At 72.0% G+C, this 25,871-nt stretch carries 23 protein-coding genes, 1 pseudogene and 1 CRISPR repeat array; of the genes and pseudogenes, 5 read left to right on the top strand and 19 right to left on the bottom strand.

Translation table 11 applies throughout. The features are described 5' to 3' along the window. Positions 1-54: 54 nt before the first annotated feature. Positions 55-1,014: a DUF8017 domain-containing protein gene (locus ACFQLX_RS01615; RefSeq protein ID WP_386410922.1), complete on the top strand. Its 960-nt coding sequence runs from the start codon at positions 55-57 to the stop codon at positions 1,012-1,014. A gap of 94 nt (positions 1,015-1,108) precedes the next feature. Then, positions 1,109-2,449, top strand: a complete 1,341-nt coding sequence (locus ACFQLX_RS01610; protein ID WP_386410918.1) for an MFS transporter — start codon at positions 1,109-1,111, stop codon at positions 2,447-2,449. On the opposite strand, the gene ACFQLX_RS01605 is transcribed toward ACFQLX_RS01610, so the two are convergent. Together ACFQLX_RS01605 and tuf are read right to left on the bottom strand one after the other, a co-directional pair. Further along, positions 2,380-3,225 carry a spermidine synthase gene (locus ACFQLX_RS01605; protein WP_386410916.1) on the bottom strand — a complete coding sequence of 282 codons (846 nt, stop codon included), beginning with the start codon at positions 3,223-3,225 and terminating at the stop codon, positions 2,380-2,382. The genes ACFQLX_RS01610 and ACFQLX_RS01605 overlap by 70 nt on opposite strands. Positions 3,226-3,302: 77 nt before the next feature. After that, positions 3,303-4,475, bottom strand: a complete 1,173-nt coding sequence (gene tuf, locus ACFQLX_RS01600) for an elongation factor Tu (protein WP_386410913.1) — start codon at positions 4,473-4,475, stop codon at positions 3,303-3,305. A gap of 304 nt (positions 4,476-4,779) precedes the next feature. Between tuf and ACFQLX_RS01595 the strand changes: the two genes are divergently transcribed. Further along, on the top strand, positions 4,780-5,517 hold the full coding sequence (locus ACFQLX_RS01595; protein ID WP_386410910.1) for a TVP38/TMEM64 family protein: 738 nt from the start codon (positions 4,780-4,782) through the stop codon (positions 5,515-5,517). A 95-nt stretch (positions 5,518-5,612) separates the two neighbouring features. Further along, a complete protein-coding gene (locus tag ACFQLX_RS01590) occupies positions 5,613-6,488 on the top strand; it encodes an undecaprenyl-diphosphate phosphatase (protein ID WP_386410907.1) in 876 nt (291 codons plus the stop codon). 51 nt (positions 6,489-6,539) lie between these two features. Here ACFQLX_RS01590 and ACFQLX_RS01585 read toward each other — a convergent pair whose 3' ends face one another. Then, complete coding sequence (locus tag ACFQLX_RS01585; protein WP_386410905.1) at positions 6,540-6,779, bottom strand: hypothetical protein; 240 nt, start codon at positions 6,777-6,779, stop codon at positions 6,540-6,542. 186 nt (positions 6,780-6,965) lie between these two features. Between ACFQLX_RS01585 and ACFQLX_RS01580 the strand changes: the two genes are divergently transcribed. Continuing rightward, the gene (locus ACFQLX_RS01580; RefSeq protein WP_386410902.1) at positions 6,966-7,145 is read left to right on the top strand and encodes a hypothetical protein; all 180 of its coding nucleotides are present in this window, start codon (positions 6,966-6,968) and stop codon (positions 7,143-7,145) included. A 19-nt stretch (positions 7,146-7,164) separates the two neighbouring features. Here ACFQLX_RS01580 and ACFQLX_RS01575 read toward each other — a convergent pair whose 3' ends face one another. The 16 genes and pseudogenes from ACFQLX_RS01575 to cas3 all read right to left on the bottom strand — a co-directional run bounded on the left by ACFQLX_RS01575 (position 7,165) and on the right by cas3 (position 24,346). Next, positions 7,165-8,364, bottom strand: a complete 1,200-nt coding sequence (locus ACFQLX_RS01575; protein ID WP_386410900.1) for a CapA family protein — start codon at positions 8,362-8,364, stop codon at positions 7,165-7,167. A gap of 151 nt (positions 8,365-8,515) precedes the next feature. After that, a complete protein-coding gene (locus tag ACFQLX_RS01570) occupies positions 8,516-9,004 on the bottom strand; it encodes a hypothetical protein (RefSeq protein WP_386410897.1) in 489 nt (162 codons plus the stop codon). 187 nt (positions 9,005-9,191) lie between these two features. Then, the gene (gene ung / locus ACFQLX_RS01565) at positions 9,192-9,872 is read right to left on the bottom strand and encodes a uracil-DNA glycosylase (RefSeq protein WP_386411295.1); all 681 of its coding nucleotides are present in this window, start codon (positions 9,870-9,872) and stop codon (positions 9,192-9,194) included. A 184-nt stretch (positions 9,873-10,056) separates the two neighbouring features. Continuing rightward, positions 10,057-11,637: an ABC transporter substrate-binding protein gene (locus ACFQLX_RS01560; protein WP_386410895.1), complete on the bottom strand. Its 1,581-nt coding sequence runs from the start codon at positions 11,635-11,637 to the stop codon at positions 10,057-10,059. Positions 11,638-11,791: 154 nt separating this feature from the next. Then, positions 11,792-12,550, bottom strand: coding sequence for an SDR family oxidoreductase (locus tag ACFQLX_RS01555; RefSeq protein ID WP_386410893.1), 759 nt, complete (start codon positions 12,548-12,550; stop codon positions 11,792-11,794). An 18-nt stretch (positions 12,551-12,568) separates the two neighbouring features. Then, positions 12,569-13,330 (bottom strand): 3-oxoacyl-ACP reductase FabG, encoded by a 762-nt coding sequence (gene fabG, locus ACFQLX_RS01550; RefSeq protein ID WP_386410890.1) that lies wholly within the window; start codon positions 13,328-13,330, stop codon positions 12,569-12,571. A 205-nt stretch (positions 13,331-13,535) separates the two neighbouring features. After that, positions 13,536-13,925, bottom strand: a pseudogene (locus tag ACFQLX_RS01545) (DUF3037 domain-containing protein); the annotation flags it as partial. Positions 13,926-13,936: 11 nt separating this feature from the next. Then, entirely contained in the window at positions 13,937-14,758 is an 822-nt protein-coding gene (locus ACFQLX_RS01540; protein ID WP_386410886.1) for a HipA family kinase, read from the bottom strand. A gap of 169 nt (positions 14,759-14,927) precedes the next feature. Then, on the bottom strand, positions 14,928-15,257 hold the full coding sequence (gene cas2e / locus ACFQLX_RS01535) for a type I-E CRISPR-associated endoribonuclease Cas2e (RefSeq protein ID WP_386410883.1): 330 nt from the start codon (positions 15,255-15,257) through the stop codon (positions 14,928-14,930). Between the two features lie 7 nt (positions 15,258-15,264). Continuing rightward, positions 15,265-16,206 (bottom strand): type I-E CRISPR-associated endonuclease Cas1e, encoded by a 942-nt coding sequence (cas1e, locus tag ACFQLX_RS01530; protein WP_386411292.1) that lies wholly within the window; start codon positions 16,204-16,206, stop codon positions 15,265-15,267. A 56-nt stretch (positions 16,207-16,262) separates the two neighbouring features. Then, complete coding sequence (gene cas6e / locus ACFQLX_RS01525; RefSeq protein ID WP_386410880.1) at positions 16,263-16,922, bottom strand: type I-E CRISPR-associated protein Cas6/Cse3/CasE; 660 nt, start codon at positions 16,920-16,922, stop codon at positions 16,263-16,265. Next, the gene (gene cas5e / locus ACFQLX_RS01520; protein WP_386410877.1) at positions 16,919-17,698 is read right to left on the bottom strand and encodes a type I-E CRISPR-associated protein Cas5/CasD; all 780 of its coding nucleotides are present in this window, start codon (positions 17,696-17,698) and stop codon (positions 16,919-16,921) included. Before cas5e ends, cas6e begins: the two co-directional genes overlap by 4 nt. Next, positions 17,695-18,822: a type I-E CRISPR-associated protein Cas7/Cse4/CasC gene (cas7e, locus tag ACFQLX_RS01515; RefSeq protein WP_386410874.1), complete on the bottom strand. Its 1,128-nt coding sequence runs from the start codon at positions 18,820-18,822 to the stop codon at positions 17,695-17,697. The genes cas5e and cas7e overlap by 4 nt, the downstream gene beginning before the upstream one ends. Next, entirely contained in the window at positions 18,822-19,481 is a 660-nt protein-coding gene (gene casB / locus ACFQLX_RS01510) for a type I-E CRISPR-associated protein Cse2/CasB (protein WP_386410871.1), read from the bottom strand. The genes cas7e and casB overlap by 1 nt, the downstream gene beginning before the upstream one ends. 1 nt (position 19,482) lies before the next feature. Next, positions 19,483-21,087 carry a type I-E CRISPR-associated protein Cse1/CasA gene (gene casA / locus ACFQLX_RS01505; protein ID WP_386410868.1) on the bottom strand — a complete coding sequence of 535 codons (1,605 nt, stop codon included), beginning with the start codon at positions 21,085-21,087 and terminating at the stop codon, positions 19,483-19,485. A 367-nt stretch (positions 21,088-21,454) separates the two neighbouring features. Then, a complete protein-coding gene (gene cas3 / locus ACFQLX_RS01500; RefSeq protein ID WP_386410865.1) occupies positions 21,455-24,346 on the bottom strand; it encodes a CRISPR-associated helicase Cas3' in 2,892 nt (963 codons plus the stop codon). Between the two features lie 189 nt (positions 24,347-24,535). Next, positions 24,536-25,845: direct repeats of the CRISPR family, unit length 29 nt; unit sequence GTCCTCCCCGCCGACGCGGGGGTGTTCCG. Between the last annotated feature and the right edge of the window lie 26 nt (positions 25,846-25,871).

Raw genomic sequence — 25,871 nt, 5'->3', positions numbered from 1 at the left:
TTACCAGCGGGTAGTATCACCGGGGCCTCTTCCGGTACGTCTATCGTTTCGACCATGTGGCCAGGACAGCAGGCCGGGGGCGAGCAGCACCCGCCGCACAACCCGTATCAGCAGCCGGTCCCCTACGGGCAGCAGCCGCCGCCCCCGGGACCGTACGGACACAGCGGCGGCGGCCAGTGGGCTCCGCCCGAGACGCCCGCCTGGCCGCCCCCGCCCGAACCGCCGGGGCAGCGCCCGCCCAAGCAGCCGATGAGCACCCGGGCCGTCATCGCCCTCATCGCCGCGACCGCCGTCACCGCCTCCGCGATCGTGGTCGGGGTGATCGTGGTGCACAACCGCGGCGACGGCGGCGCCCCGGTCGCCGCCACCTCCTCCCCCACCCCCACCCCGTCCACCGCGCCGACCGCCAGTGCCGCGCCCCCGATCGACGGCGAGAACCCGCGCGGGGAGGCGGTGCGCCCGATCATCGAGGGCTGGAAGGCCGTCGCCAACACCAAGCGGCACAACGCCTTCGACGTCCCCGCCTCCTGGGAGGTGAAGTCCTCCGGCCTGACCGTCGGCTTCGAGAGCGACGACGGGGAGGTGCTGGTGGCGATGACGGGCGTGGCCGCCTACCGCGACGACTGGTGCGGCAGCGCCAGCCGCGCCCTGGCCGGCACCAAGGGCGCGGTCGGCGCGAAGAACACCCTGCAGGCCGCCCGCGACGCGGCGTCCTCCTGGGTGATCGCCGGCTACGACGAGAAGCGCAAGGGGAAGCTGACCGCCCCGGCCCCCACCCCCTTCAGCAACGGGCACGGGGTCCGCGGGCACATCGCGCGCGCGAGCGTGAGCGGCGTACCGAAGGCGAAGAACAAGGACGGCTGCCTCAACTCCGACGGCAAGGCGGTCGCGGTCAGCTTCACCGACAAGGACGGCGCGATGGCCTCCTTCGTGCTGATCTCCGACACCGGGGTGAAGGACGAGGTGCCGGAGGAGGTCATCAAGCAGATCACCGGATCGCTGCGGCTGATCTGAGCCGCGGCTGATCCGGGAGCGGCCGATCCGCGGTCCGGACCGGGATGCGCCTATTGCATTTGGCGTATCCGGTCCGGGCGGGAATAGTTCCCCCGTGACCACCCCCTCCCCCCACCCCCGCGCCCGGCTGCGCCGCCCCGCCTGGGCCGGGCGCAACTACACCCTCCTCTCCGCCGCCGCCGTCATCACCGGCATCGGCACCTCGGGTGCGCTGATCGCCTCGATGTTCGCCGTGTACGAGGCCGGCGGCAGCGCGACGGACGCCGGTCTGGTGGCCGCCGCGCGGACGCTGCCGCTGGTGGCGTTCCTGCTGATAGGCGGGGCGGTCGCGGACCGCTTCCCGCGCCATCGCGTGATGGTCGCCGCGAACACGCTGAACTTCCTCTCCCAGGGCCTCTTCGGCCTGCTGGTGGTCACCGGGCAGGCGCAGCTGTGGCAGATGGCGCTGCTGTCCGCACTCGGCGGCGTCGGCCAGGCGTTCTTCGCACCGGCCGCCGAGGGGATGGTGCTCAGCTCCGTGGGCGAGGGGGACGCGGGGCGCGCCTTCGCGCTCTTCCGGCTGGGCATGAACGGCGCCCACATCGGGGGCGCCGCGCTGGGCGGCGCGCTGGTGGCGGGGGTGGGGCCGGGCTGGGTGCTGCTGCTGGACGCGGCGGCCTTCGCGCTGGCCGGGGGGCTGCGGGCGTTCCTCGACGTGAGCGGGGTGCCGGCGCGGGAGAAGAGCGAGGGGCTGGTGACGGATCTGCGGGTGGGCTGGCGGGAGTTCGTCTCACGGCCGTGGCTGTGGGCCATCGTGCTGCAGTTCTCCGTCGTCAACGCCGTCGTCGCGGCGGCGGAGTCGGTGTACGGGCCGCTGGTCGCCCGGGAGCATCTGGGCGGGGCGGTGCCGTGGGGGCTGGCGCTGAGCGCCTTCGGGGCGGGCACGGTGGGCGGTGCGCTGCTGATGATGCGCTGGCGGCCGCGGCGGATGCTGCTGGTCGGGATCCTGTGCGTGTTCCCCTTCGCGCTGCCGACCGCCGCGCTGGCGGTGCCGGTGGGGGCGCGGGAGCTGGCGGCGGTCATGTTCGTCAGCGGGGTGTCGATCGAGGTCTTCGGGGTGACGTGGATGACGGCGCTGCGCCAGGAGATCCCGGAGGAGAAGCTCTCCCGGGTCGCGGCGTACGACTGGTTCGGCTCGCTGGCGGGGGTGCCGCTGGCGGCGGCGCTGGCCGGTCCGGCGATGGGGGTGTTCGGCCGGGGCGGGGCGCTGTGGGGCGGCGCTGTGGTGATCGTCGTCCTGACGGCGGCGGTGCTGTGCGTACCGCAGGTGCGGCGGCTGGAGCGGGCGCCGCAGGCCGAGGGCGGGATTCCGGCCCGGGCCCGGCCTCAGCCCACCGTGAAGGAGCCGCCCGGCGGCTCGGGCGAGGGGACCGCGTCGGCGTCGGTGACCGGCTGAGCGCCGCCGGTGAGGCGCTCCAGCGCGGGGCCGTGGACCGTCCGCGCCGGAAAGGCGTCGGCGGCGGCGCGGCGGGCGAGGTCGTGGACGGGCAGTTCCTCGTGCGAGGCGACGAGCACCACGTTGCCGAAGCGCCGCCCGCGCAGCACCCCGGGCTCCGCCAGCACGCAGCGGTACGGGAAGACGGCGGCGGCGCAGGCGAGTTGGGAGCGCAGGAACGCGAAGGGGGCGGCGTCGGCGAGGTTGGCGGCGTAGACGCCGTGCGGGCGCAGGGCGCGGGCGGCGGCGCGGGCGAACTCCACGGAGGCGAGGTGCGCAGGGGAACGCGAGCCACCGTAGACGTCGGCGACGACCAGGTCCAGGGCGGCAGGCTGGGCGGCCTCCAGCGCCTTGCGGGCGTCGGCGGGCAGCACCTCGATACCGCAGCCGGCGGGCAGCGGGAGGTGCTCGCCGACCAGGGCGATGAGTCCCCGGTCGGCTTCCGCGACGTGCTGTCGGGAGCCGGGGCGGGTGGCGGCGAGGTAGCGGGGCAGGGTGAGGGCGCCGCCGCCCAGGTGCAGGACGTCCAGCGGGCCGGCAGGCTCGCCGAGCAGGTCGGCGACGTGGGCGAGGCGGCGGACGTACTCGAACTCCAGGTGCCGGGGGTCGGCCAGGTCGACGTAGGACTGCGGGGCGCCGTCGACCGTGAGCAGCCAGCCCGCCGGGCGGTCGACGTCCGGCAGCAGGCGTGCGGTGCCGAAGTCCACGTCGGCTCGGGCGGGTATGCGGTCGTCCACCCGCCCATTGTCGCCGAAGCCGCCACCGGTGGTCACCGGTGGCGGCTTCGCTCATCGCCGCCGTGCGTACGGGGCCGTCAGTCCACGGCGGTCACCGTCCCCGCGCCGACCGTACGGCCGCCCTCGCGGATCGCGAAGCCCAGACCGGGCTCCAGCGGCAGCTCGCGGCCCAGCTCCACACTCATCGCCACGCGCTCCCCCGGGCGCGCACGGCCGCCGTCGGGCAGCGTGATGTCCCCGACGACGTCCGCGGTACGCAGGTAGAACTGCGGCCGGTAGCCGCTGGCGACCGGCGTGCGCCGGCCGCCCTCGGCCGCCGTGAGCAGGTACACCTGCGCGGTGAAGCGGCTGCGCGGTACGACGCTGCCGGGCGCCGCCACCACGTCGCCGCGGCGGACAGCCTCGCGGGAGACGCCCCGCAGCAGCAGCGCCACGTTGTCGCCGGCCTCGGCGCGGTCCATCGTCCGGCCGAAGGTCTCCACCCCCGTGACCACCGTCTGCCCCGGCGCCCCGCCCAGCACGTCCACGCGGTCGCCCACCCGGACCGTGCCGCGCTCGACGGCGCCGGTGACGACCGTGCCCCGGCCGGTGATGGTCAGCGCGTTCTCCACCGGCAGCAGGAACGGTGCGTCGAGATAGCGCACCGGCGTCGGCACCCAGGTGTCCACGGCGTCCAGCAGCGCCAGCGCGGCGGCCGTCCACCGGGGCTCGCCGCGCAGGGCGAGCAGCCCGGAGACGCGGACCACCGGCAGCCGCTCGCCCGGATAGCCGTGGGCCGTGAGCAACTCGCGGACCTCCAGCTCCACCAGGTCGGTCAGCTCCGGATCGCCGGCGTCGGCCTTGTTGAGCGCGACGACGATGTGCTCCACGCCGACCTGCCGGGCGAGCAGCACGTGCTCGGCGGTCTGCGGCATGATCCCGTCGGTGGCGGAGACCACCAGGATCGCGCCATCGAGCTGGGCGGCGCCGGTCACCATGTTCTTCACGAAGTCGGCGTGCCCGGGCATGTCGACGTGCGCGTAGTGCCGGGTGTCCGTCTCGTACTCGACGTGCGCCAGGTTGATGGTGATGCCGCGGTCGCGCTCCTCCGGCGCCCGGTCGATGCGCTCGAACGGGACGAAGGTGCCGCCGCCGCGCTCGGCCAGGACCTTGGTGAGGGCGGCTGTCAGGGTCGTCTTGCCGTGGTCGACGTGACCCATGGTGCCGATGTTGAGATGCGGTTTGGTGCGGACGTACGCCTGCTTGGCCATGATCGCTTCCTTGCGGATCGCGGTGGACGCGCGGACCCCCTGGCCCCGCCGACCCTCCCCCGGCGGGGTCCGCGGATGGAATCCGGGAAGGGTCAGGGTCGGGCGCCGTCCGCTGCCGCGGCGAAGAAGTCCAGGGCAGCCTTCAGCGCGTCCGCGACTGCGGACGGGGCCGTGTGGAAGGCGTACCGGGACATGTCCACGATCATCCGCCTGCTGACCGGGCCGCGTCGAACGGTTTTCCGCCCGGCCCCCGATGAGCCGCACGTCACGGCCCGCGTACGGTTTCGTCGGATACGCTCCCCCAATGCCGTCCCCCGCCGCCGTGCTCACCTCGCCCTGGGCGCGGCTCGTGCTGCTCGTCGCGCTGCTCGGGTGCGCGGCGGGCGCGGCGGGCGCGGCGGTGGCCTGGCAGCCGCAGCAGCTCCTCACCGGCGGCGCCCTCCCGCAGTTCGCGGGCGCGGGCGCGGTGGCGCTCTTCGGGCTGCTGTACGGGCTGTGCACGGCGGCGTTCGTCCCGCGGCCCCTGCTCAACCTGGCCTGCGGCACGCTCCTGGGCCTGCAGGCGGGGCTGCTCGCGGCGGTCGGCGGGACGGTGCTGGGCGCGGCGATCTCCTTCGGGCTGGGCCGGGGGCTGGGGCGCGGGGCGCTGCGTCCGCTGCTGCGCGGGCGGTGGCTGCTCGCGGCGGACCACCAGCTCAGCCGGCACGCCTTCCGCTCGGTGCTGGCCGCGCGGATCTTCCCCGGGGTGCCCTTCGCCGCGGTGAACTACTGCGCCGCCCTCTCCCGTACGGCCCTGCTGCCGTTCCTGCTGGCCACGGGGCTGGGCTGCGTGCCGAACACGGCGGCGTACGTACTGGCGGGCAGTGCGGCCTCCGATCCGGGCTCGGGCGCCTTCGCCCTGTCGCTGGCGCTGCTGGCGGTGAGCGCGGGGGGCGGGGGCGCGCTGGTGTGGTGGCGCAGGCGGCGGGGACGACGGGGGCAGGCGGGCGCGGCCGTGGTCGAAGCGGCGCGTACGGAGAGCGAGATCGCGCGCGCGGCGTAGGGGTTGGGGGTGCCCCGGGGGACGGGGCCGTTCCGGTGGGGGAATAACATCATCGGCGTCCCGGCCCGCTACCTCGAAGGCTTGAGCGCATCTCTATGACCTGGTTCGAATCAGTGATCCTCGGGCTCGTCCAGGGGCTGACGGAGTTCCTGCCCATCTCCTCCAGCGCGCACCTGCGCCTCACCGCGGCCTTCGCCGGCTGGGAGGACCCCGGCGCCGCCTTCACGGCGATCAGCCAGATCGGCACGGAGACCGCGGTCCTGCTGTACTTCCGCAAGGACATCGCGCGGATCGTCTCGGCCTGGTTCCGCTCGCTGCGCGACAAGCGAATACGCCAGGAGCCCGATGCCCGGATGGGCTGGCTGATCATCGTCGGCTCGATCCCGATCGGCGTGCTGGGGCTGGTGTTCCAGGACTCGATCGAGGGCCCCTTCCGCGATCTGCGGCTCATCGCCACCACCCTCATCGTGATGGGCCTGCTGCTCGGCTACGCCGACTGGCGCTCCTCCCACCCCCGCGACGGCGGCCGCCACCGCGCCCCGGCCCCGCGCAAGCAGCTCAGCGACCTCACCACCCGCGACGGCCTGCTCTTCGGCGCCGCGCAGGCCCTGGCGCTCATCCCGGGCGTCTCCCGCTCGGGAGCGACCATCACCGGCGGCCTCTTCCTCGGCTACAGCCGCGAGGCGGCGGCCCGCTACTCCTTCCTCCTGGCCATCCCGGCCGTGCTGGCCTCCGGCCTCTTCGAGCTGAAGGAGGTCGCGGAGCAGCCGCACATCGAGTGGGGCACGATCATCGTGGGCACGGTGATCGCCTTCTTCGTGGGCTACGCGATCATCGCCTGGCTGATGCGCTACATCACCACCAAGAGCTTCATGCCGTTCGTCGTCTACCGCGTGCTGCTGGGCGTGCTCATCTTCGCCCTGGTGGGCGCGGGCGTCCTGGACCCGGAGGCGGGCGAGCCGGCGCACTGACCGGTCCTGTTACGAAGACCTGGCAGCGGCCTCCGGGATTCCCGGGGGCCGCTACGCGCTTCTCCGGTCGGCGGCCCGGTGCGCCCCGGCGACCGCGAAGCTCGCTATCGGCACCGTGGCGGCGACCGCGGCCAACTCCCCCAGGGTGTCCGGCCGCAGGGCCAGCGCGACGGCCGCCACGGCGGCCGCGGTCACTCCGAGGGCGGTCAGGAACCGACGCATCATCTGCGCCTGGGTCACCTGCTGCCCGGCGCGCTCGTCCACGGCGCCCGGATCGTGGCGTTCGCTCATCGTCCCCTCCGCAAGCCGACGTTGGTGGTCCAGCATCGCACGCACCACCGACAGGACGTCCGGCCCGTACGGCACGGACCGGGCCCGCAGGGGCGGTTCGGCGCCCGCAGGGAGCCGCCTGCACTGGCATATGCCGTCCAATCCGTCCTGATCCGGCATTTACTACCCGGCCGATAAGCTGTTCCCATGTCCTCAACCGCCGTTCCCCGCAGGCCCATACGGCCGTCCGCGATGGTGAACGCCGAGATCCGGCGCGAGGTGGAGCGCGCGCGGTTCGAGCGGCGGGAGATGGACCACGGGCGCTACACGGAGTTGCTGGAGGAGTGGGCCGAGGCCCGGCGGCAGGAGCTGACCGCGGTGGCGTGACGCGTCCCGTCCCCGCGGCTCAGCGCGCCCGCGCCTCCCGTAGGCCGTCCGCCGCCGCGCCCCGGCTCAGCACCGCCGCGCGCACCCGGTCGTGCACCTCGGGGAAGGTCTCGCGCGTGGCCAGCGTGACGCGAAACGGCGGACCGGTGTCGGAGTGCTGGGCGAGGAACTCGGCCTTGTCGACGGCCCACCGCCCCTTGCGCGGGGCGAAGGTGAAGCGGGCGGCGGAGCCCTCGTTGCCCCGGTACAGCTCCGGGACGAAGCTGGCCATCTGGTCCCCCAGGCCGTACACCACCCAGGTGCCGTTGACCTTCTCGTAGGGCTGGGCCACGTGGTTGTGGGTGCCCAGGATCAGGTCGACGTCCTTGTGCCCGTCCGTCTCCAGCCGCGTCAGCTCCTCGGCGACCAGGCGCTGCTGCCGGTCGGGTTCGCGCTGCCACTCGGTGCCCCAGTGCACGCTCACCACCACCACGTCCGCGCCCGCCCGCCGGGCCGCCCGGGCATCGGCGGCGACCTTGGGCACCGAGAGCCGGTTGACCGCCCAGGGGCTCCCCGGCGGGGGCTCGATGTTGCTGAAGTGGGTGTACGACAGGTGCGCCACCTTCGCGCCGCCCGCCCGCAGCAGCGCCGGACGCCCCGCCTCCGCCTGTGTACGCCCCGAGCCGGCGTGCCGTACGCCCGCCGCGTCCAGTGCGCCCAGTGTCCGCGCCACCCCGTCCATCCCGCCGTCCAGGGTGTGGTTGGAGGCGGTGGAGCAGCTGTCGTAGCCGGTGTCGCGCAGTGCCGGGGCGAGTTGGGGCGGGGAGGAGAAGACCGGGTAGCCGGTGAAGGGGCCCTGCGGCGGCCCGGCGGGCGTCTCCAGGTGGCACAGCGCCAGGTCGGCGGCGGCGACGGGCGCGCGCACCCCGGCGAGGATGGGCCGGAAGTCGTGGCCCGCCCCGCCGGCGTCGGCGGCCGCCTGCTCGATGATAGAGGGGTAGGGGATGACGTCGCCGGTGGCCAGCAGCGTGAAGGGTCGCCTCGCCGGGCGGGCGTCGGCGCCCTGCGGGGCGGGGGTGCCCGCCGTCGCGCACAGGGCGAGGCCCGCGGCCACCGCGGCGAGCGCGACCGCCGTACGGACTACGGCGCGGCGGCGGTCGCGGACCGTGTCCTGGGCGCGGCGGCGCGCGCCTGGTGTCGCCGCGCGGTCGCGGTCCTCCCCCGTCGTGCCCCGTGCCATGTCCGCCTCCATGCGTACCCGAGTCCTCGGACAGGGTGCGGGGCGCCCGCCGCGTGCGCATCCCGGGAGGGCGGCGAATGGGCCGGACGGGGCCGGCTCCCCCCGTTTCGCCCGCCGGGGGTGGGCCGGGCGGGTGGTCGCTTCGGCCCCCCTACAGCGCGGCCGGCGGGACCCTGCCCTCCGGGATGCCGTCCAGGGCCCGCTCCACGCGGCCGATCGCGGTGCGTACCGTCCGGCCGTAGGCGTCGTCCGCCAGTCCGGCCGTCCACTCGACGGCCTGGGCCAGCTCCGCGCGGGCCCGCTCGCGCTGGTGCAGGCGTACGTAGTCGGCGGCCAGGGACAGGCGCAGCGAGGGGTAGAAGGAGCGCACCGCGCGGTCCTGCTCGCTGGTGTCCTCCGCCGTGCGCCGGCGGACGGTCTCCGCGGCGTGCAGGGCGCGCAGGTCCCAGGCCAGGCGGTCGTGCGGGTCGTCCTGGGTGCCGGCGAGGAAGTGCGCCAGCGTGCAGCGCTGGAGGGGGTGGGCGTCGGCGTCCAGGCGCGCCCACAGGGCGGCGAGCCGGGTGCGGGCCTCCTCCCGGTCGCCGCCGCGGTGCAGCATCACGGCTTGGCCGATCTTCGTCATCACGGCGTCGTCGGCCAACGCGGGCTCCCGGGGCTGAGCGGCAGGGGTACGCCGACGACGCTAACCGCCCCGCCCCCGCCCCGGGGGTACGAGGCCGCGCGCCGCGTCCGCGGGCCGCCGCCTTTCGCCCGTAAGGGCCCCGGCGCCCGGCCCCGTACCCCCTTTTCCACGGCGGGGGCGGCCCGGGGCCGGGAGCGGGCCCGGCTCAGCGCGCGCCGAGGTCCGGGATGCGCCAGTCGATCGGCTGGTGGCCCTGCGCCGCCACCGCCTCGTCGATCTGCGTGAAGGGGCGCGAGCCGAAGAACTTCTTCGCCGAGAGCGGCGAGGGGTGCGCGCCCTCGACGACCACGTGGCGCTCCGTGTCGATCAGGCGCTTCTTCTTGCGCGCGTACGCCCCCCACAGCACGAACACCGCCGGATCGGCCCGCTCGGACACCGCCGTGATGACCGCGTCGGTGAACCGCTCCCAGCCCTGGTCCTTGTGCGAGTTGGCCTCGCCCGCGCGCACCGTCAGCACCGCGTTGAGCAGCAGGACGCCCTGCTCGGCCCAGGGCATCAGATAGCCGTTGTCCGGGATGGGCAGGCCCGTCTCGGCGTGCAGCTCCTTGTAGATGTTGCGCAGGGACGGCGGGATACGCACCCCGGGGCGGACCGAGAAGCACAGTCCGTGGCCCTGGCCCTGCCCGTGGTAGGGGTCCTGGCCCAGGACGAGGACCTTCACCTTGTCGAAGGGGGTGGCCTCCAGCGCGGCGAAGACCTCCTCGCCCGGCGGGTAGACGGGCCCCTTGGCCCGCTCCTGTGCCACGAAGGCGGTCAGCTCCTTGAAGTAGGGCTGGGCCGGCTCCTCGCCGAGCGCGTCCTGCCAGGAGGGGGGCAGGTCCGGCATGGCTGTCTCCACGCGAACTTCCTTCCGATACGGGCCAGATGGCGCCCCCGTGCGGCGGCGCGGTCACTGCCATGACCGTACCGCCGGGGTCTGACAGTCCCGCCCGCCGGCCCCACTGTCCCCATCTGACCCATCGGACCCACCAGCGCCGCCGGACCCATCGGACCCACCAGCCCCGCCCGCCTCACCAGTCCAGCTTGTACAGCTCCGACATGATCATGATGGTGGAGGGGTCCAGGCTCCACTCCACACCGCCCACGTCCTCCCGCGCGGCCACGTACAGCCGCCCCTGCCAGAGCGGCAGCAGCCGTACGTCGTCGGCGATGATCTCCTGCGCCTCGGCGAAGTACTCCGCCGTGCCGCCCCGGTCGGGCTTGCGCCGCGAGCGCGGCAGCAGTTCCTCGGTGATGCGCGCGCTCTCGTACGGGGTGCCGACCGCGTTGCGCTCGCCGACGAAGGGGGCGATGTAGTTGTCGGGGTCGGGGAAGTCGGGGAACCAGCCGCGGCCGAAGACCGGGTAGTGGCCCTTCTGGTAGCCCTCCTGGAACTTCGTCCAGGGCAGCCCCTTCACCGTGATGTCGAACAGCTCGGAGCTCTCGAGCTGGCGCTCCAGCTCCTTGAACTGCGCCTCGGTGGCCGCCCCGTAGCGGTCGGTGGTGTACCAGAAGGTGAGCGGTACGGGGACGCTCACGCCCGCCGCGGCCAGCAGTGCGGCGGCCTTGTCCTTGTCGGGGCGGGGGTAGCGCTCGTAGAACGGCGTGCTGTGGGAGGCGACCCCGCGCGGCACCATCGAGTACAGCGCCTCGGAGGTGCCCTGGTAGACCTCGTGGATCAGGGCGTCGCGGTCGACGAGGTTCGCGACGGCCCGGCGGACGGCGGGGTTGGCGACGGACCGGTGGCGCGGGTTGAAGACCAGGTAGTTGATCTCGGCGCCGACCACCTGGGTGAGCTTCACGCCGTCCCGGACGCCGCCGTGGTCGTTGAGTTCGGTCACCTGGCGGGGCGTCATCCCGCGGAAGCTGAGGTCGAGTTCCCCGGCCTTGAGGTCGGCCATCAGCTTCTCGGAGGAGGTGTAGTACTCGATGTCGACGGCGTCGTTCTTCCGCTTCGCCTCGCCCTTGTAGGCGGGGTTGGCGGCCAGCACCGCGCGCCGGCCCGGCTCGTAGGACTTCAGCAGGTACGGGCCGGAGCCGACGATCGTGTGGCGCTGGCCGCGCGGGGTGTCCGCCGGGTACTCCGCGGGGTCCACCAGCGCCGCCGCCGGGGTGGCCAGGACGAACGGGAAGGTACTGTCCGGCTTCTTGAGCCGGAAGGTCACCGTGCGGCTGCCGGCGGCCTCGACCTTGGCGAGGTTGGCCAGCAACGGGGCGGGCCCGGTGGGTGAGTTGATCGTCCGCACCCGGTCGATGGAGTACTTGACCGCCTCGGCGTCCAGCCGGTGGCCGTCGGAGAACGTCAGCCCCGGGCGCAGGGTGCACGAGTAGACCTTGCTGTCGCGGTCCTCGAAGGCGCAGCTCTGCGCGGCGTCGGGCTCCGGCCGGGTGCTGCCGGTGGGGAAGTACAGCAGGGTCTGGTAGACGTTCTTGAACAGCTCCCAGCTGCCGTCCCAGGCACTCGCCGGATCCAGGGTGGAGGGAGCGCTGGTGGTGCCGACCCTGATGCGCCGCTCCCCGTCGTCCCCCGACGGCAGCGCCCCGCATCCGGATATCAGCAGCCCCGTGGCGACGGCTCCCGCCAGGACACCTGTTTTTGCATGGTTGAGCACGTGCTCGTCCTTCCCCCGAATGTACGAACGGTGGCCGACCCTACCGCACGGATCACCGGGCGCCGCCGCCGCCCTGCGGATGCCAAGCGGCCCTGGTCCACGACCTGTTGGCAGGTGGTTGACCAGGGCCGCTCGGCGCGCGGCGCGAGCGTGCTCAGGCGACGCCGGCGTTGAGGAACAGCCCTCCGTCGATCACGAGGGTCTGCCCGGTGATCCAGGCTGCCTGGTCGGAGGAGAGGAACGCGGCCGCGCCGCCGATGTCCTCGGGCAGGCCCAGGCGCGCCATCGGGTACTGGGAGACGACCTCCGCCTCCCGGCCCTCGTAGAGCGCGGCGGCGAACTTCGTCTTCACCACGGCGGGCGCGATCGCGTTGACCCGTACCGACGGGGCGAACTCGTGCGCCAGCTGCGTCGTGAGGTTGATCATCGCGGCCTTGCTGATGCCGTACGGGCCGACGAACGGCGAGGCGCCGAGTCCGGCGACGGAGGCGATGTTGACGATCGTCCCCCCGTGCTGGGACTGCCAGGCCCTCCACGCCTGCTGGGCGAAGCCGAGCGCGGAGATCACGTTCGTCTCGAACACCTTGCGGGCCACCGCGAGGTCCACGTCCGCGATGGGGCCGAAGACCGGGTTGGTGCCCGCGTTGTTGACCAGGTGGTCGAGCCGCCCGAAAACCTCCACGGTCCGCGCGACGGCCTCGGCCTGGTGGGCCTCGTCGTGCGCCTTGCCCGCGACGCCCAGGACCCGCTCGGGGCCGCCGAGCCGCTCCACGGCCTCCTTCAGCGCCTCCTCGCCCCGCCCGGTGATGACGACCCGGTCGCCGCGCGCCACCAGGGCCTCGGCGATCCCGTATCCGATACCGCGACTCGCGCCGGTGACCAGCGCGACCTTCCCACTGTCCTTCACAGCCATCGTCCCTCTCCTTCTACGTCAGTTGAGGGGGCCGCCGGCCACGTACATGACCTGGCCGGATACGAAGCCCGCGTCCTCGCCGGTGAAGAAGGCGATGGCGTTGGCGATGTCCTCGGGGTAGCCGACGCGCTTGACGGGGATGCCGTCGGCGGCCGCCTTCTTGAAGTCCTCGAACTCCATGCCGATACGGGCCGCGGTCTGCGCGGTCATCTCGGTGGCGATGAAGCCCGGGGCGACGGAGTTGGCGGTGACGCCGAACTTGCCCAGCTCCAGGGCGAGGGTCTTGGTGAAGCCCTGCAGACCGGCCTTGGCGGCCGAGTAGTTGACCTGGCCCCTGTTGCCCAGGGCGGAGGAGGAGGAGAGGTTGACGACCCGGCCGAAGCCCGCGTCGACCATGTACTTCTGCACCGCGCGGGCCATCAGGAACGCGCCCTTGAGGTGCACGCCCATGACCAGGTCCCAGTCGGTCTCGGTCATCTTGAACAGCAGGTTGTCGCGGATCACGCCGGCGTTGTTGACCAGGATGGTCGGCGCGCCCAGCTCCGCGGCGATCCGCGTCACCGCGGCCTCGACCTGCTCGGGGTCCGAGACGTCGCAGCCCACGGCGAGGGCGGTGCCGCCCGCCGCGGTGATCTTCTCGACCGTGTCCTTGCAGGCCGCCTCGTCGAGGTCGAGGACCGCGACCGCGCGGCCCTCCTGTGCGAGCCGGACGGCCGTGGCGGCCCCGATGCCGCGCGCGGCTCCGGTGACGATGGCTACGCGCTGGTCGGTGGTGGTCATGCGGTGTTCTCCTCGCCCTGGATGCGGTGCCCGCCCATGCCGTGTCCGTACACGAAGTGAGCAACCGCTTAGTAGGTATCCGTGACGCTAGAAGTCCGGCCTATCCCCTGTCAACGGTGGCCGCGGTCACCGGCCCGCTCGTACAGGCCGCAGCCCTGTCCGCGGCCCTGTCCGCAGACGCGCCCTCGCGCCCCGCACCGGGCCTGCGCACCAGTAGATCGAGCAGCCTGGCGACCTCCGCCTCCGGATCCCCGGTCAGCCCCGTGTGGACGGGCCCGGGCTGGACCACGGTCGAGCGCGGCGCGATCAGCCAGCGGAAGCGCCGTCCCGCGTCGTCGCCGCCGGCCTGCCCGGCGTCGCGCCCGCCCCGGCACACGCCCTCCACCGCGCACAGCGCGGCCCGTACCCCCGCGACGTCGGCCTGCGGGTCGAGCGCGAGGAGTCGCTCGACGTCGAGGTCGGTGCGGGCTGCCACGAAGGACGTCGCGCGGCAGTACAGCACCACCCCGGCGTTGATCTGCTCGCCGCGCTCGATGCGCGGGACGACGCGCAGCAGCGCGTACTCGTAGACCTGGCGGCCGTGGCCCGTACTCACGACGCCCGTACTCACGACGCGCTCCTCTTCGGCAGCTCGGTGGCCAGCCAGCCCGGCACCCGGGAGGGCCGCTCGGGGGTGCGCGGGCCGATCGTGATGCGCTCCCCGACGCCGGCGCGTGCCAGCAGGGCGGCGACGTAGGCGCGGCGCAGCTCGCCGGGGCCGGCGAAGCCGGGCTCGTCGGCGAGCCACTCCTCGGGGACGAGCGCGGTGACCTCGGTGAGCAGCTCCTCGGTGACGAGGGGCGCCAACTCGGCGGCGGCCGCGTCCAGATCGGGGCCGAAGTCGGCCAGCACGTGGTCGGAGGCGTCGTAGGGCCGCTCCGCCCAGGCGGCGGCGCCGGGCCAGTTGTGGTGCCAGATCATCGTGGCACCGTGGTCGATGAGCCACAGGTCCCGGTGCCAGACGAGCAGGTTGGGGTTGCGCCAGGAGCGGTCGACGTTGTTGATCAGCGCGTCGAACCAGACGATCCGCCCGGCCTCGACCGGATCGACCTCGTAGGCGAGGGGATCGAAGCCGATCGACCCGGGCAGGAAGTCCATCCCGAGGTTGAGCCCGCCACTGGCCTTCAGCAGCTCCTGCACCTCCTGATCGGGCTCGGCCAACCCGATCACCGGATCCAACTGCGCCCCCACCAACTCGGGCACCCGCAACCCCAACCGCCGCGCCAACTCCCCCGCGACGACCTCGGCGACAAGGGTCTTACGCCCCTGCCCCGCCCCGGTGAACTTCATGACATAGGTGCCCAGGTCGTCGGCCTCAACGATCCCGGGCAGCGATCCCCCCTCGCGCAGGGGGGTGACATAGCGGGTCGCCGCCACTTCTCTCAGCATCTCGCCAGGCTATACGGGGCACGGGCCTTGAAATCCGAGGCGGGCCGTTCGGGGCCTCGGAGCTGCGCTCCGCCAAGATCAGCCCTGGGGAGTGTGTGGGGAGCGACAGCTCACACCGACGCTCCCGCCGACTCCCCCGCATCGGTGGGGAGGGCTCCTGACCTGCTCCTCAAGAAGGGTTTTGCAACTTCTTGACCTCCGATGGCGGTGGCGCAACCCCCGTCATCCGCATCAGTGTCAGCCCATCGAAATCCATGGGCACACGGCGCCGGCTTCCCGCCGTGTGAATGCTGTAGCCCTGCTCTGTCGGCGCGGGGTGGACGAGAACGGCTGCCCCGTCGCCGACGACATCGGTGACGGATTTCCAGAGTTCGTCGCGAACGCGCGCGGAGACGGAGCCGACGAAGATGCCGGCGACGACTTCGGTGGTCCAGCGGCTGAGTGCGCCGCGCAGGTGGTCGGGGACGGCGGTGGTGGCGATGACGACCATGGAGGGCATCGGAGGGTTACGGCTCCTCGTGGGCGTAATTGACGCCGGCGGGCAGGACGCCTTCGCGCGGGTCCCAGAGGTGGACCATCTCCACTGCGCGTCGGTCGGGACGATCGTCGTCCTCGTCGTCCGGGTCGACGCCGGCTGGGGCGAGGAGGGCCTGGATGTCGCGGACGATACGCGGCAGAAGGCGGACGAGGCGAAGGTCGTCGCGGAACTTGCGACGTGCCTCCTGCTCGGGGTTGGTCGACCGGTGGAGGGAGAACGCCAGCGGCAGGGTGAGCTCGGCCTTGTAGAGGTCAGCGATGTCGTAGACGAAGGCGTGCTGGGTACCGGCGTGGACGAATCCGAGCGCCGGAGAGCAGCCGAGGGCGAGGAGCGCGGCATGGATGATGCCGTAGAGGCAGGTATTAGCTGCGGACAGGGCCAGGTTGACGGGGTCCTGCTGTTCCCACTGGTCGGGGTGGTAGTTGCGGCGGAAGCGGCCGATGCCGTGCTGCTGAGCGAGCAGCTTGTAGAAGGCCTTCATCCGCTGGCCTTCGAGGCCGCGAAGGGTGTGGAGGGTGGCGTCGGCGGGCACGTCGCAGGCATCGAAGCGCATGCCGTACATGCGGATGGCGACGTCGAGGCGCCGTGCCGGGTCCGCCCAACTGGTGGCCTGCTGTTCGAGCCAGTGGGTGGTGAGCGAGGAGGGAAGGATGCCGGCGTAGGCGCGGACGCCTCCGGCTCCGGTGCACACGACGCTGGTGCCGTGGCGGGCGAGGGTCGCCAGGGCGCGGGTGGTGATGGAGACGCCGGGGCCGAGCAGCAGGCACGAGAGGGCGGCGGTGGGTACGTACACCGTGTCGGTGCGGTCCTCGCCGACCTGGATCTGGGCGCAGACGCCGGTGTCGTCCTGGACGACGCGGACCATGTCCAGGTAGAGGAAGGACAGGGAGTCCGCGACGCGCGGGAGCATGGCGAGCGTCGGGGCGGCGAGGCGCTGGCGAGCGTCGCCGCCCTTGCGGGGTGCGCTCATACGGCGGTGGCGGTGGCAGGGGCGAGGCTGAGAAGTCCTGCGCCGTACGGCTTCCCGCGGCCGATGCCCGAGAGGAGGGCCTGGGTGAGGGCCTCGGGGTCGGTGACGGTGGCGGTCCCGTCGTAGCGGATCAGACTGTGCCGGACGGGCGGTGCGTTCCTGCCCTGTGGGTGTACGGACCGCACCGGTGTGGGAATCATCGAGTTCAGGTGCAGGCCGGCCTCGGTTGCCCGCCTGGCCCACCACCGATCCGCCTCCGCACCGATGAGGGCTACGACCTTCCCGCGCTTGTTCTTCTGCTCCAGCGGGAGGCGTTCGCGCTTCGCCGGGTTCACGATGATGCGGTAGCGGACGGCGAGTCCTGGGCGGAGCGCGTCGAACATCGGCTTGAGCTGCTTGATGTGGACGTCGCCGTATCCGGTGGGAAGGTTGGTGCGGTCGAGCGGAACCGTGGCCTGGACGAGGACGGTGCTGTGCTCGTCACTCTCGTCGATGCGGAAGAGGAAGCCGGTGTCCCGGCGGGGGGTGTCGCCGAGGTCGTCGGGGATCATCCGCATGAGGGTGCGGTGCATCTCGGTCGCGTCGCGCAGGTCGCGCTGTACTGCGCGATGGTGGGGGTTGAGCCGGATGCGGGCGAGCTCCGCGGAGGGGGTCATGCGGTGGTCTCCAGGGCGTAGTCGATCAGGCGACGGTGCAGTTCGGCGGGCTCGGCGAACAGCGCGCCGGGAAGGTCTTCCGTGGTCCGGTAGAGCTGGCGTTTGCCGTGGATGCGGCCTTGCGAGGCGAAGCTGACCGGTACGTCGTGCGCGCTGAGACTGACGGCGTTCTGATTCCCCTCTCCCGGAAGGCGCTCGCGCAGGAAGTCGACCCGATGCGTGCCCGCCCCGCCCGCCCGCGAGGGTTGCCGGTCGCCGCGGTGCGGGGCGCTGAGCGGAACGCGGGTGCGCAGCTCGACTTCGGGGTCGCCCACCCGGGTGCGCAGCACGAAGGGTTCGTCGGGGGCGCAGGATCGCCGCCCCAAGTGAGGTGCCCAGTACGGCGATTGGAGTGCTGCGCCGATGCGTTCGATGTCGTCGTCTGGGCCGGTGACGGCGACGACGAACACGGCGTCGGCGAGGTAGTGCCGGTGGGTGATGACCGCAGCTCCCTTGTTGCCGCCGCCGGCGGTGGCGGCGGTGCGGTTCTTCGGATAGCCGCCGCCGACCGTGTGGTAGTCGCTCAGCAGCACGCCCGGGCGGTCCACGCGGACGGTGAACTCGAGTGCCGCGTAGTCCTGCGGGTCCCTCTCGCGGCCTCGGCCCTCGGCCGCGGAGATGAGCCCGATCAGGCCGGAGCGGGTGGGGAAGGGGGCGGTGTCGCGGATGGCGGGGAACGCCGCCCGTTCCCCCCAGGACTGCAGCGGACCGGCCAACCGCAGCAGCAGACTGCTCACTTCTCGCCCCCGGCGGCAGGGAAGGCCGCTTCGACGGCGGCGTCGATGAGGTCGGGGAAGGACGCGTGGACGATCCCGAGGCCGGTCAGCTCTCCGTCCCCGCTCCGGGCGTAGCCGTGGAAGGTCCGGTTGCGGTCGCCGGTGAGCCGGTTGAGGTCGGCGGCGTAGGAGGCCAGTCGGCTGATCGAGGGGGTGCTGAAGCCGCCTGTGACGTCCGCGGTGACCGGTGCTTCGAACGCTCCGGCGAAGGAGAGGGGGCGCTGGGCGCGGACGGCGAGGTAAGCCAGGTCCGGGACGGTGTGCGGGGCGGTACTGGTCCGCTTGGCCTGCGGCAGGCTCATCAGGAACTGGTCGGCGAACGACGCCAGCACGGTGCGGGCCGCCTTCTCGTCACCGTCAAGGTTCTGGATCAGGTCCGTGACGTTGACGGACGCGAACCGGTAGAAGACGCCGGCGCTGAACTCGGCGGTGTCGAGGTGGCCACTGCCCGTCTCCTCTTCGCCGAGCCAGTCGTCCACCGCGGTGAAGTAGTCCCGCTGGGGCTCACTGGCATGGGTGGTGAAGGCGTGCGCGACCTGCGCGGCGCCGTCGACGTTCGCGCCGGGCAGCTCGGCGAGCATGCGTCCCAGCAGGCTGATGGAGGCGGTGCGGCGCTTGAGGATCTCCTCGATCTTGGCAGTGGGCAGGAGCACACCGGGCGACTTCTTGCCCAGTCCCTTCTCCAGCGCCTCGCGGTTGTCCAGGCAGACGGTGACGAGTTCGTCGATGCCGCTCTCGGGAAGGAACAGCAGGACGGAGGTGTGTCCGGCGCTCTCCGTGCCGAGCCCCCTCTTCCCGGCGCTCACGGCGACCTGCTTGCCGGCGAACGCGGCGAGGTCGGCGGGCCAGCCCGACCGGCTTTCCAGCGCTGTCTTGACCTTGATCGGCACCTGTCGGGTCCGGGCGGCCTTCTCCCCCAGGTCCGCCTCGACCCCGAGGCGGATCTCCCGCTTCCATGCCTGGCTGGAGACCCGGATCCGGGTGGCGTTGCCGTATCGGACGGTCTTGGGTGAGCCGAGGTCGTCGCGGTTCAGGTTGGCGGTCGGCACCGACTGGATGGCGCTCAGATCCAGGAACAGGGACATCAGTGGTTCTCCTCAGGGGTGCTGGACAGTTCGTCGTGGTCGGGGAGATCGCGGGTGCGGACGCGGAAGTAGCTCTCGAGCCAGCGGGTCGCGATGCGGTCCTGGTCGCGGTTCCACCAGGTGAGGTCGTGGAGCAGGACGGCCCAGTCGACGGTGACGCCTTTGTCGAGCAGCTGCCGGGTCAGGGCGGGCAGCCGGATGTGGATCGCGTCGCTGGACTGCCGGGCCATCAGGTGGAGGTCCGCCTCCGCCGTGTCCGGCTTGATGAACTTCTTGTTGACGGCCTCGGCGAGGGATGCGCCCAGGTTGGGGCGGTTCCACCACTCCGTCACCCGGGCACTGTCCTGCGGTGGTCCCGCTTCCGCCGCTTCTTCGGCGGCTTGGGCGTCCGCGTCGCGGGCAGCCCGCGGACGCGCTGCGATGAGGGAGGCGACGGCGTAGTGCGCGCGCCGGGCGTCCCGGTGGTGGACCTCCTCGTCCATCAGGCGCGGTACGAGGAGGCGGTGCATGTAGTTGGAGCGCTCCACCGGCCTGCCCAGGCCGCTGCGGAGATCGGCCCGGTTCTTGTTGTTCTCGCACAGCTTGAGCACGTAGGCGACGAAGGCGCTCTGGCTCGCCAGTCGGTCGGCCGGTGGCGTGGCTGCGGTCGTTGTGGTCACTTCACTCCCCCAAAGTGGTCGTGGGCGGCTTGGGCAATGCGGAGCGGATCACTGTGCGTGCCCGGTTGCGGGCGCGGGCGACGCGGACGTCCGCGCTCCGCGCGCCGATCGCCTCGTCCAGGGCATCGAGCGCGATGCGTACGAACGGCGGATGCGGCGCTGTGCCGATCAGACTGGGGGCGGCCAGGTTCCAGAACGTGTTCTCGGCAGCCGCCCAGAAGCGGCTGACGGACACCGCGGCCCACGGCCCGTGCTTCTTCCGATCGAGCTTCACCTTCACCGTGGGATCCTCGAGCGGATCCGTCGCCAGCTTCCACGCCAGGCGTGCGGCGTGCAGCAGCTTGTCCGCGACCTCTTCGGCAGCCCGGTGGCAGCGCGCCACGTGCTCGGCCATCCCCGGGTACGGGTCGAGGTCGGGGTTCGCGTGCTGTTGCCAGGCGAGGACGGGCGGGGTGGTGGCCTCGAACCAGATGTTGTCGCGCTGCTGACCGTCCTGGTCGAAACCGTAGGCGCGCACCCGTAGCTGCTCCTCCAGGTGGCGGGGGAGGCTGTCGAGATTGCTGGGCCGCTGTGTCTGGCTGTCGCCGACCAGGAGGAGCGCATCCAGGTCACGCCACAGCGCCCGGTTCGCGTCCGCCGGCCGCGCGTACGGCGCACCCTCACCGGTTCGGGGCATGTCCAGGATTACGTGCGGATCCCGTACCGCCGCCGGCGGCTGATGGGTGGACCAGCTCACGTACGCGTCCACGACCTCCGTACGGTCGGCCGACGGCACCAGCAGGACAGCGTGGCGCGCACGCCCCGTCAGCAAGCGACCCGGCCAGGTGCACGGCGTGAGCGGGCCGAGCGGATCGGGAAGCTCGTCCTCCCACGGACAGAAGTCCGCTCCCTCCGCCCCGTCTCCGGGTGCGGGTACACCGAGCACCAGCGTGGTGAACAGATCCGGGCCCCACGCGTGGAAAGAGATCGTCTTCCGCAGCGGTCCCGCATCCTGGTTTCCAGCGCGGACCGTGGTGATACGGCGTGGGGTGCACTGGCCTGAGGGACCGTAGTTGAGCGTCGCGATCAGGTGCCACGCCGCGACGGCCGGAGGTACCGAGACAGGGTGTGTGTCGGTGAAGTGGCCGAAGAGCACAGCACCGTTGACGCCTGTCGGCCGCCCCATGATCAGCTTGTTGATCCCGGAGGAGTTCGGGCCGCCTTTGGCGTCCACGCACTCGGTCAGCAGCCGGGGGTCCTGCAGGAACGGACGCTGCGGATCGAAGAGATCGAATCGAGCCGCAAGCGCCTCGTCGTCGAAGTAGGCGTCGACTGCCTTTGCGTCGAACCTCCCCCGCGCCAAGATGCGCGCACGCACCTCAAGCCAGTCCTCCGCTTCCTCGGCCAGATCCTCGTCGCAGAGCCGAACATCGTCCTCCATCGCGATCCGCGACGCCAACGCCCCTAGAATGCGCAGCAGTCCAGAAGCCGCTGGCGGCACCGGTAGCTCGATGTCACTGATCTCGTGCGCCCGGTGGAACAGCTCTCTCAATCCGACCCGCACGGATCGGCCGCCGAGGCGCACCGGGACCCATGGGCTATCGCGCAGGTCAAAGCCTGCTGCCATCTCAACCCCCCTACCGACCACCAGATGAGCCGGATATCCACGCTGCCGACAGCGAAGCACGGGCCACCGACAACTCGTTCTTCTCGCCGCGTAACGAAAAGTAGAGCACCAACAGCCGCTCCGTGTACGAACTTTGAGTGAAGCTGCAAGTGACAGGTTCCTCAGTAGCATGTAGTGAGTGCACCGCAGTTTCGCGCCGGCGTTCCCCAGCCGCCCCGCACCCTGTCGGGCATTAAGCTGCGGCGTGCAACCGCCGGTTCGCTTCCTCGCCGATGCGAGGGTGTTCCGCTGCAGGTGACCGGGTGCCTCGCTTCGGCATCGGATTCCCCGCCGACGTGGGGGTGGTGCGCTCTCACGGATCAAGGCCTCAGAAGCGGAGTAGGCCCAACTCCGCGTCGAGCCGGATCGACTTGCCCCCCACCGACACTGCCGCCGTCTCGCCGTTGCGCACGGGCAGACGCAGAACGGCAAGGTCACCCAGCATTGCGTGCTCGGCCCAGTCTTCAGGCGGACGGTGTTGCTCGCGCTCGCCGCTGAACCACTCCGCGTTCACCGGGATGGTGCGCCCCATGATCGCCCGCACGTCGGAGACGTCCATCCGCCCGCCGACAGCGGTGGGCAGCGGTTCCGCTCCCGCCTGGTCGAGGGTCAGCCTGCCGTCTGCCTGCGCGTAGACGCACAGCAGGCGTACCGAGTCCGCTCCCAGGCGGGTGGAGGCCTCCCATTCGTCCTCCTTGCCCTGAAGGTGATGGAGCTGGTCCAACTGCTTGACGTGGCCGGCGCGGGGGATGGCAAGCAGCGCACCGATGCCCTGCTGCGCGATGGTCTCCCCCGTGTGAGCGGTCCAGGCGGCGGCGACGGCTGGTGAGTCCCAGTCGAACCGGTCATCGCGGTGGCCGTGCACGGATTCGACGAGGGCTTGCACGTCCTCGGGGATGCGGATCGGCCGCTCACCGCGTTGATGGAGGGTCTTCGAGGTCTCCATGAGGAGGAACTCCGCGTACACCTGGCCCCACTGACCCGGCACTCCGCCCTGACCTGCAATCGGATCCAGCACCACCAGGCGCGGCCCGGTCGCGGCTGCCCACGCCGGACGGTCCCGCCCGCCCGGGTATCCATGACGCGCCCACCAGGTCTCGTGCCTCCAGCAGCGCCCGGCCCGCTGGAGCAGCAACGACAGGGGCGCGAGATCGCTGATCACGACATCCGCGTCCAGGTCGAGTGACTGCTCGACCACCTGAGTTGCCACGATGATCCGCCGATGCGGACGCGGCCCGCCGCGCCCCATCCCGGACGTCACCGTCTTGGTCCGCGCTTCCCGAACGTCACCAGGGAATCGGGCGTGCAGCAACTGCAGCTCGCCTTCCTCACCGTTCTGCCCTGCCGACGTCAGGCCCTGCCTGCCGAAGCGCACCTTGAGATGCTCGTACGTCTCCTGCGCCTGTCCGACGGTGTTACAGACGATCAGCGCACAACCGCCCTCCTCGGTCATAACAGGTTCCAACAGTTCCTCAATCACGGCCAGCCGCCCCCGCCGACCTCCCTGGGCGTGATGGACGACGGACTCGATCTGCACGTTTAGGTGCATTCGGCGCTCCTGCGACTGCGCCGCCTGATCACTGGGCTCGATCTGCTTCGTGAGGCCGTCGCGCGCGTCCACGTACAGCCAGCCCGGATAGGGCGCCTGGAAGGAGCGGCCCTTCAGGGTGGAGGGCTTGTGGCCCGCGCCGCGCAGGTATTCCTTGATCAGCTTGTCGCTGACCGAGGTCGGCAGAGTCGCCGACAGCAGGATCACCGGCGCGCCGTACCGGCCGAGCCAGTTCAGCAGCCGGCCCAGCAGAACCTGCATGTACGGGTCATAGGCGTGGGCCTCATCGACGATGAACGTCTTGCCCGAGAGCGCCAGCAACCGCAAGGCGTTGTGCCGCACCGGCAGGACGGCCATCAGCGCCTGGTCGATGGTGCCCACCGTGTACTGGGCGAGCAGCGGTCGCTTGGCCCCGAACAACCAGCTCGGCGGGCGCATCGCGGCCAGGTGCGTCGCCGCCTTCTCGGTCGGCGTCGCGTCGTCCTCGTCCTCGCATGTCACCACCCGGTCGCCCGGCTGCAGGTCCTCGGCGGCGTAGGCGCTGCTCAGCCACGCCATGCTGTGGGTGAGGGTCAGTCCCGCCCCGCGGCCGTCCTGCCGGGCAAGGATCTGAGCGATGCGACTGTGCATCTGGTCGCTCGTCGCCATGGTCGGTAGGAGAAAGGCGAAGCCGCGTGTGCCGAAGGCTCGCGACAAGATGCGCTCCGCCTCCAGTGCGGCCTCGCTCTTCCCGTCACCAGGAGCGGCGGTCACCAGCATGATGCCCGCCCTGCCCGCGTTGCCTTTCGACCCATCGCGCAGCGGGGCCAGCCCTTCGGCGATCGAGCGCTGCAACGGGTTCGGCTCGCCGACGATGCCGTACGCCTCCGCGAACTGCTTGCGCTCCAACTCGACCGGCATGAGGCCGGCCTCTCGCACCAGCGCCTCGGCGTCCTTACGGGACGCCTCGAAGTGAGCGCTGAGCGAGGGGTCGAGCCGTTGCTGACGCCGCCGGAGATAGCCCTCCTGGCTGACGAGCCAGTCGGCCAGGATCACGACTCCCGTCACCAGCACGGCAGCCGGCGCCCGGAACTGCGGCGGCGGCGACGGATCCCCCACGACGTCGAGGACTGCCGCGGCATGCGCCTCACGTTGCTGCGCCCACGTCGCTCCGCCGAGATGCGACTGACGCGAAGGATGCGCTCTGCGCACGTCGAAGTGGTTGAAGCGACCGTGGTGCCCACCGAAAATCTCCGCAATGCGTTCGATCGCAACGTCCCCGGCTGCACCGAACCCGAGGGCCGACAGCACAGCAGGTGCGGCTTCCATCCCGGCGACGTCGTGCCCCTGCCGCTCGACCCCGATGCGTCCGGCATCGCCCGTCAGGGTGTCACTCAGTCCGCCACGCCCTCTCGCATCGCAGAACTGGAATCCGGAGATCTTGCCGATGTCGTGCAGCCCGGCACATAGCGCAGTCAACGAGCTCGCCCGATCATGATCATCCGACAGGCCGAAGCCCTCCGCGATGGCCGCCCTCTGGTTCTCAGCCAAGTAGTGATCCCACAGGAACAGAGCCATCGCAGCAGCATCCAGCAGATGCCTCACCAGCGGATAAGCCGGCAGGTCGGGGTCCAGCCCCCGCGACTTCCCCCACACCGTCTCATCCGGATCAACCACCGGTCGCCGCATCATCGACTACTCCCCCAGTCACCGCACCCCGGCCTCGTCGCCGACGTGTGCTCTGATCCGTAGCTCATCACACGCCACTGACAACGCACCCCTGACAAAGGTCCGGTAGCGTTGCCGCATGCGCCTGACACCCACCCACGATTCGATGGCAAAGCAACGGCAAAGGCCCCGCTAAGCCGCAGGTCGCGAAGTGTCCTCCCCGCCGACGCGGGGGTGTTCCGGGAGGGACGAACATGCGCAACGGGACGCGAGGGTCCTCCCCGCCGACGCGGGGGTGTTCCGCGGGGACCGCCGCCCTTTCTCAACGGCGCGCAGTCCTCCCCGCCGACGCGGGGGTGTTCCGTATCTAGATGCGGTATCTCTACGCGGTATCCTGTCCTCCCCGCCGACGCGGGGGTGTTCCGTGGCCCCCGTTGCTTCCTTGATTTCGGCCAGCGTCCTCCCCGCCGACGCGGGGGTGTTCCGCATTTTTCGTTTCCTTTCTTACTTCGGAATCCGTCCTCCCCGCCGACGCGGGGGTGTTCCGTGTCCCACCTGCTTCCCCACGCCCACGGCGTCGTCCTCCCCGCCGACGCGGGGGTGTTCCGGCGTGGATCGCCTGGCGGGAGCGCTCGCCGTGGTCCTCCCCGCCGACGCGGGGGTGTTCCGGGGCAGGGGGCCATGCCGGCCCACTGCCGTATGTCCTCCCCGCCGACGCGGGGGTGTTCCGCACGCCCTGCGTGCCGGCCTCCGCCATCCGGCGTCCTCCCCGCCGACGCGGGGGTGTTCCGAAGGAGGGCCCGCGCGGCGGGAAGGGCCGGGCGTCCTCCCCGCCGACGCGGGGGTGTTCCGCGGCCGGGCTGAAGAGGGTCGGCCCCGCGCGTGTCCTCCCCGCCGACGCGGGGGTGTTCCGGAGTTGGTTGGCCTCCACCTGCAAGGTGAAGGGTCCTCCCCGCCGACGCGGGGGTGTTCCTTCCCACGTAGCGGCGCCACCCTTCGCGGAGGCGTCCTCCCCGCCGACGCGGGGGTGTTCCGGGGCAGGGGGCCATGCCGGCCCACTGCCGTATGTCCTCCCCGCCGACGCGGGGGTGTTCCGCACGCCCTGCGTGCCGGCCTCCGCCATCCGGCGTCCTCCCCGCCGACGCGGGGGTGTTCCGAAGGAGGGCCCGCGCGGCGGGAAGGGCCGGGCGTCCTCCCCGCCGACGCGGGGGTGTTCCGCGGCCGGGCTGAAGAGGGTCGGCCCCGCGCGTGTCCTCCCCGCCGACGCGGGGGTGTTCCGGAGTTGGTTGGCCTCCACCTGCAAGGTGAAGGGTCCTCCCCGCCGACGCGGGGGTGTTCCTTCCCACGTAGCGGCGCCACCCTTCGCGGAGGCGTCCTCCCCGCCGACGCGGGGGTGTTCCGCCCCAACACGCGACACACCGCACCACAACGGAGTCCTCCCCGCCGACGCGGGGGTGTTCCTACACGGGGCTGTTCTTCGCGTCGCCGACGAAAGTCCTCCCCGCCGACGCGGGGGTGTTCCTACACGGGGCTGTTCTTCGCGTCGCCG

Source organism: Streptomyces polyrhachis (genome assembly GCF_042663125.1).
GTDB lineage: Bacteria > Actinomycetota > Actinomycetes > Streptomycetales > Streptomycetaceae > Streptomyces > Streptomyces polyrhachii.
Note: the sequence above shows the minus strand (reverse complement) of the source record. Positions and strands in the feature narration are given on the sequence as shown.

Excerpts from the sequence above, each read along its gene's own strand:
- ACFQLX_RS01615 (WP_386410922.1), top strand. The coding sequence starts at position 55 with ATGTGGCCAGGACAGCAGGCCGGGGGCGAGCAGCACCCGCCGCACAAC.
- tuf (WP_386410913.1), bottom strand. The coding sequence starts at position 4,475 with ATGGCCAAGCAGGCGTACGTCCGCACCAAACCGCATCTCAACATCGGC.
- ACFQLX_RS01595 (WP_386410910.1), top strand. The coding sequence starts at position 4,780 with ATGCCGTCCCCCGCCGCCGTGCTCACCTCGCCCTGGGCGCGGCTCGTG.
- ACFQLX_RS01590 (WP_386410907.1), top strand. The coding sequence starts at position 5,613 with ATGACCTGGTTCGAATCAGTGATCCTCGGGCTCGTCCAGGGGCTGACG.
- ACFQLX_RS01585 (WP_386410905.1), bottom strand. The coding sequence starts at position 6,779 with ATGAGCGAACGCCACGATCCGGGCGCCGTGGACGAGCGCGCCGGGCAG.
- ACFQLX_RS01580 (WP_386410902.1), top strand. The coding sequence starts at position 6,966 with ATGTCCTCAACCGCCGTTCCCCGCAGGCCCATACGGCCGTCCGCGATG.
- ACFQLX_RS01575 (WP_386410900.1), bottom strand. The coding sequence starts at position 8,364 with ATGGCACGGGGCACGACGGGGGAGGACCGCGACCGCGCGGCGACACCA.
- ung (WP_386411295.1), bottom strand. The coding sequence starts at position 9,872 with ATGCCGGACCTGCCCCCCTCCTGGCAGGACGCGCTCGGCGAGGAGCCG.
- ACFQLX_RS01555 (WP_386410893.1), bottom strand. The coding sequence starts at position 12,550 with ATGGCTGTGAAGGACAGTGGGAAGGTCGCGCTGGTCACCGGCGCGAGT.
- fabG (WP_386410890.1), bottom strand. The coding sequence starts at position 13,330 with ATGACCACCACCGACCAGCGCGTAGCCATCGTCACCGGAGCCGCGCGC.
- ACFQLX_RS01540 (WP_386410886.1), bottom strand. The coding sequence starts at position 14,758 with ATGCTGAGAGAAGTGGCGGCGACCCGCTATGTCACCCCCCTGCGCGAG.
- cas2e (WP_386410883.1), bottom strand. The coding sequence starts at position 15,257 with ATGCCCTCCATGGTCGTCATCGCCACCACCGCCGTCCCCGACCACCTG.
- cas1e (WP_386411292.1), bottom strand. The coding sequence starts at position 16,206 with ATGCTCCCGCGCGTCGCGGACTCCCTGTCCTTCCTCTACCTGGACATG.
- cas6e (WP_386410880.1), bottom strand. The coding sequence starts at position 16,922 with ATGACCCCCTCCGCGGAGCTCGCCCGCATCCGGCTCAACCCCCACCAT.
- cas7e (WP_386410874.1), bottom strand. The coding sequence starts at position 18,822 with ATGTCCCTGTTCCTGGATCTGAGCGCCATCCAGTCGGTGCCGACCGCC.
- casA (WP_386410868.1), bottom strand. The coding sequence starts at position 21,087 with ATGGCAGCAGGCTTTGACCTGCGCGATAGCCCATGGGTCCCGGTGCGC.
- cas3 (WP_386410865.1), bottom strand. The coding sequence starts at position 24,346 with ATGATGCGGCGACCGGTGGTTGATCCGGATGAGACGGTGTGGGGGAAG.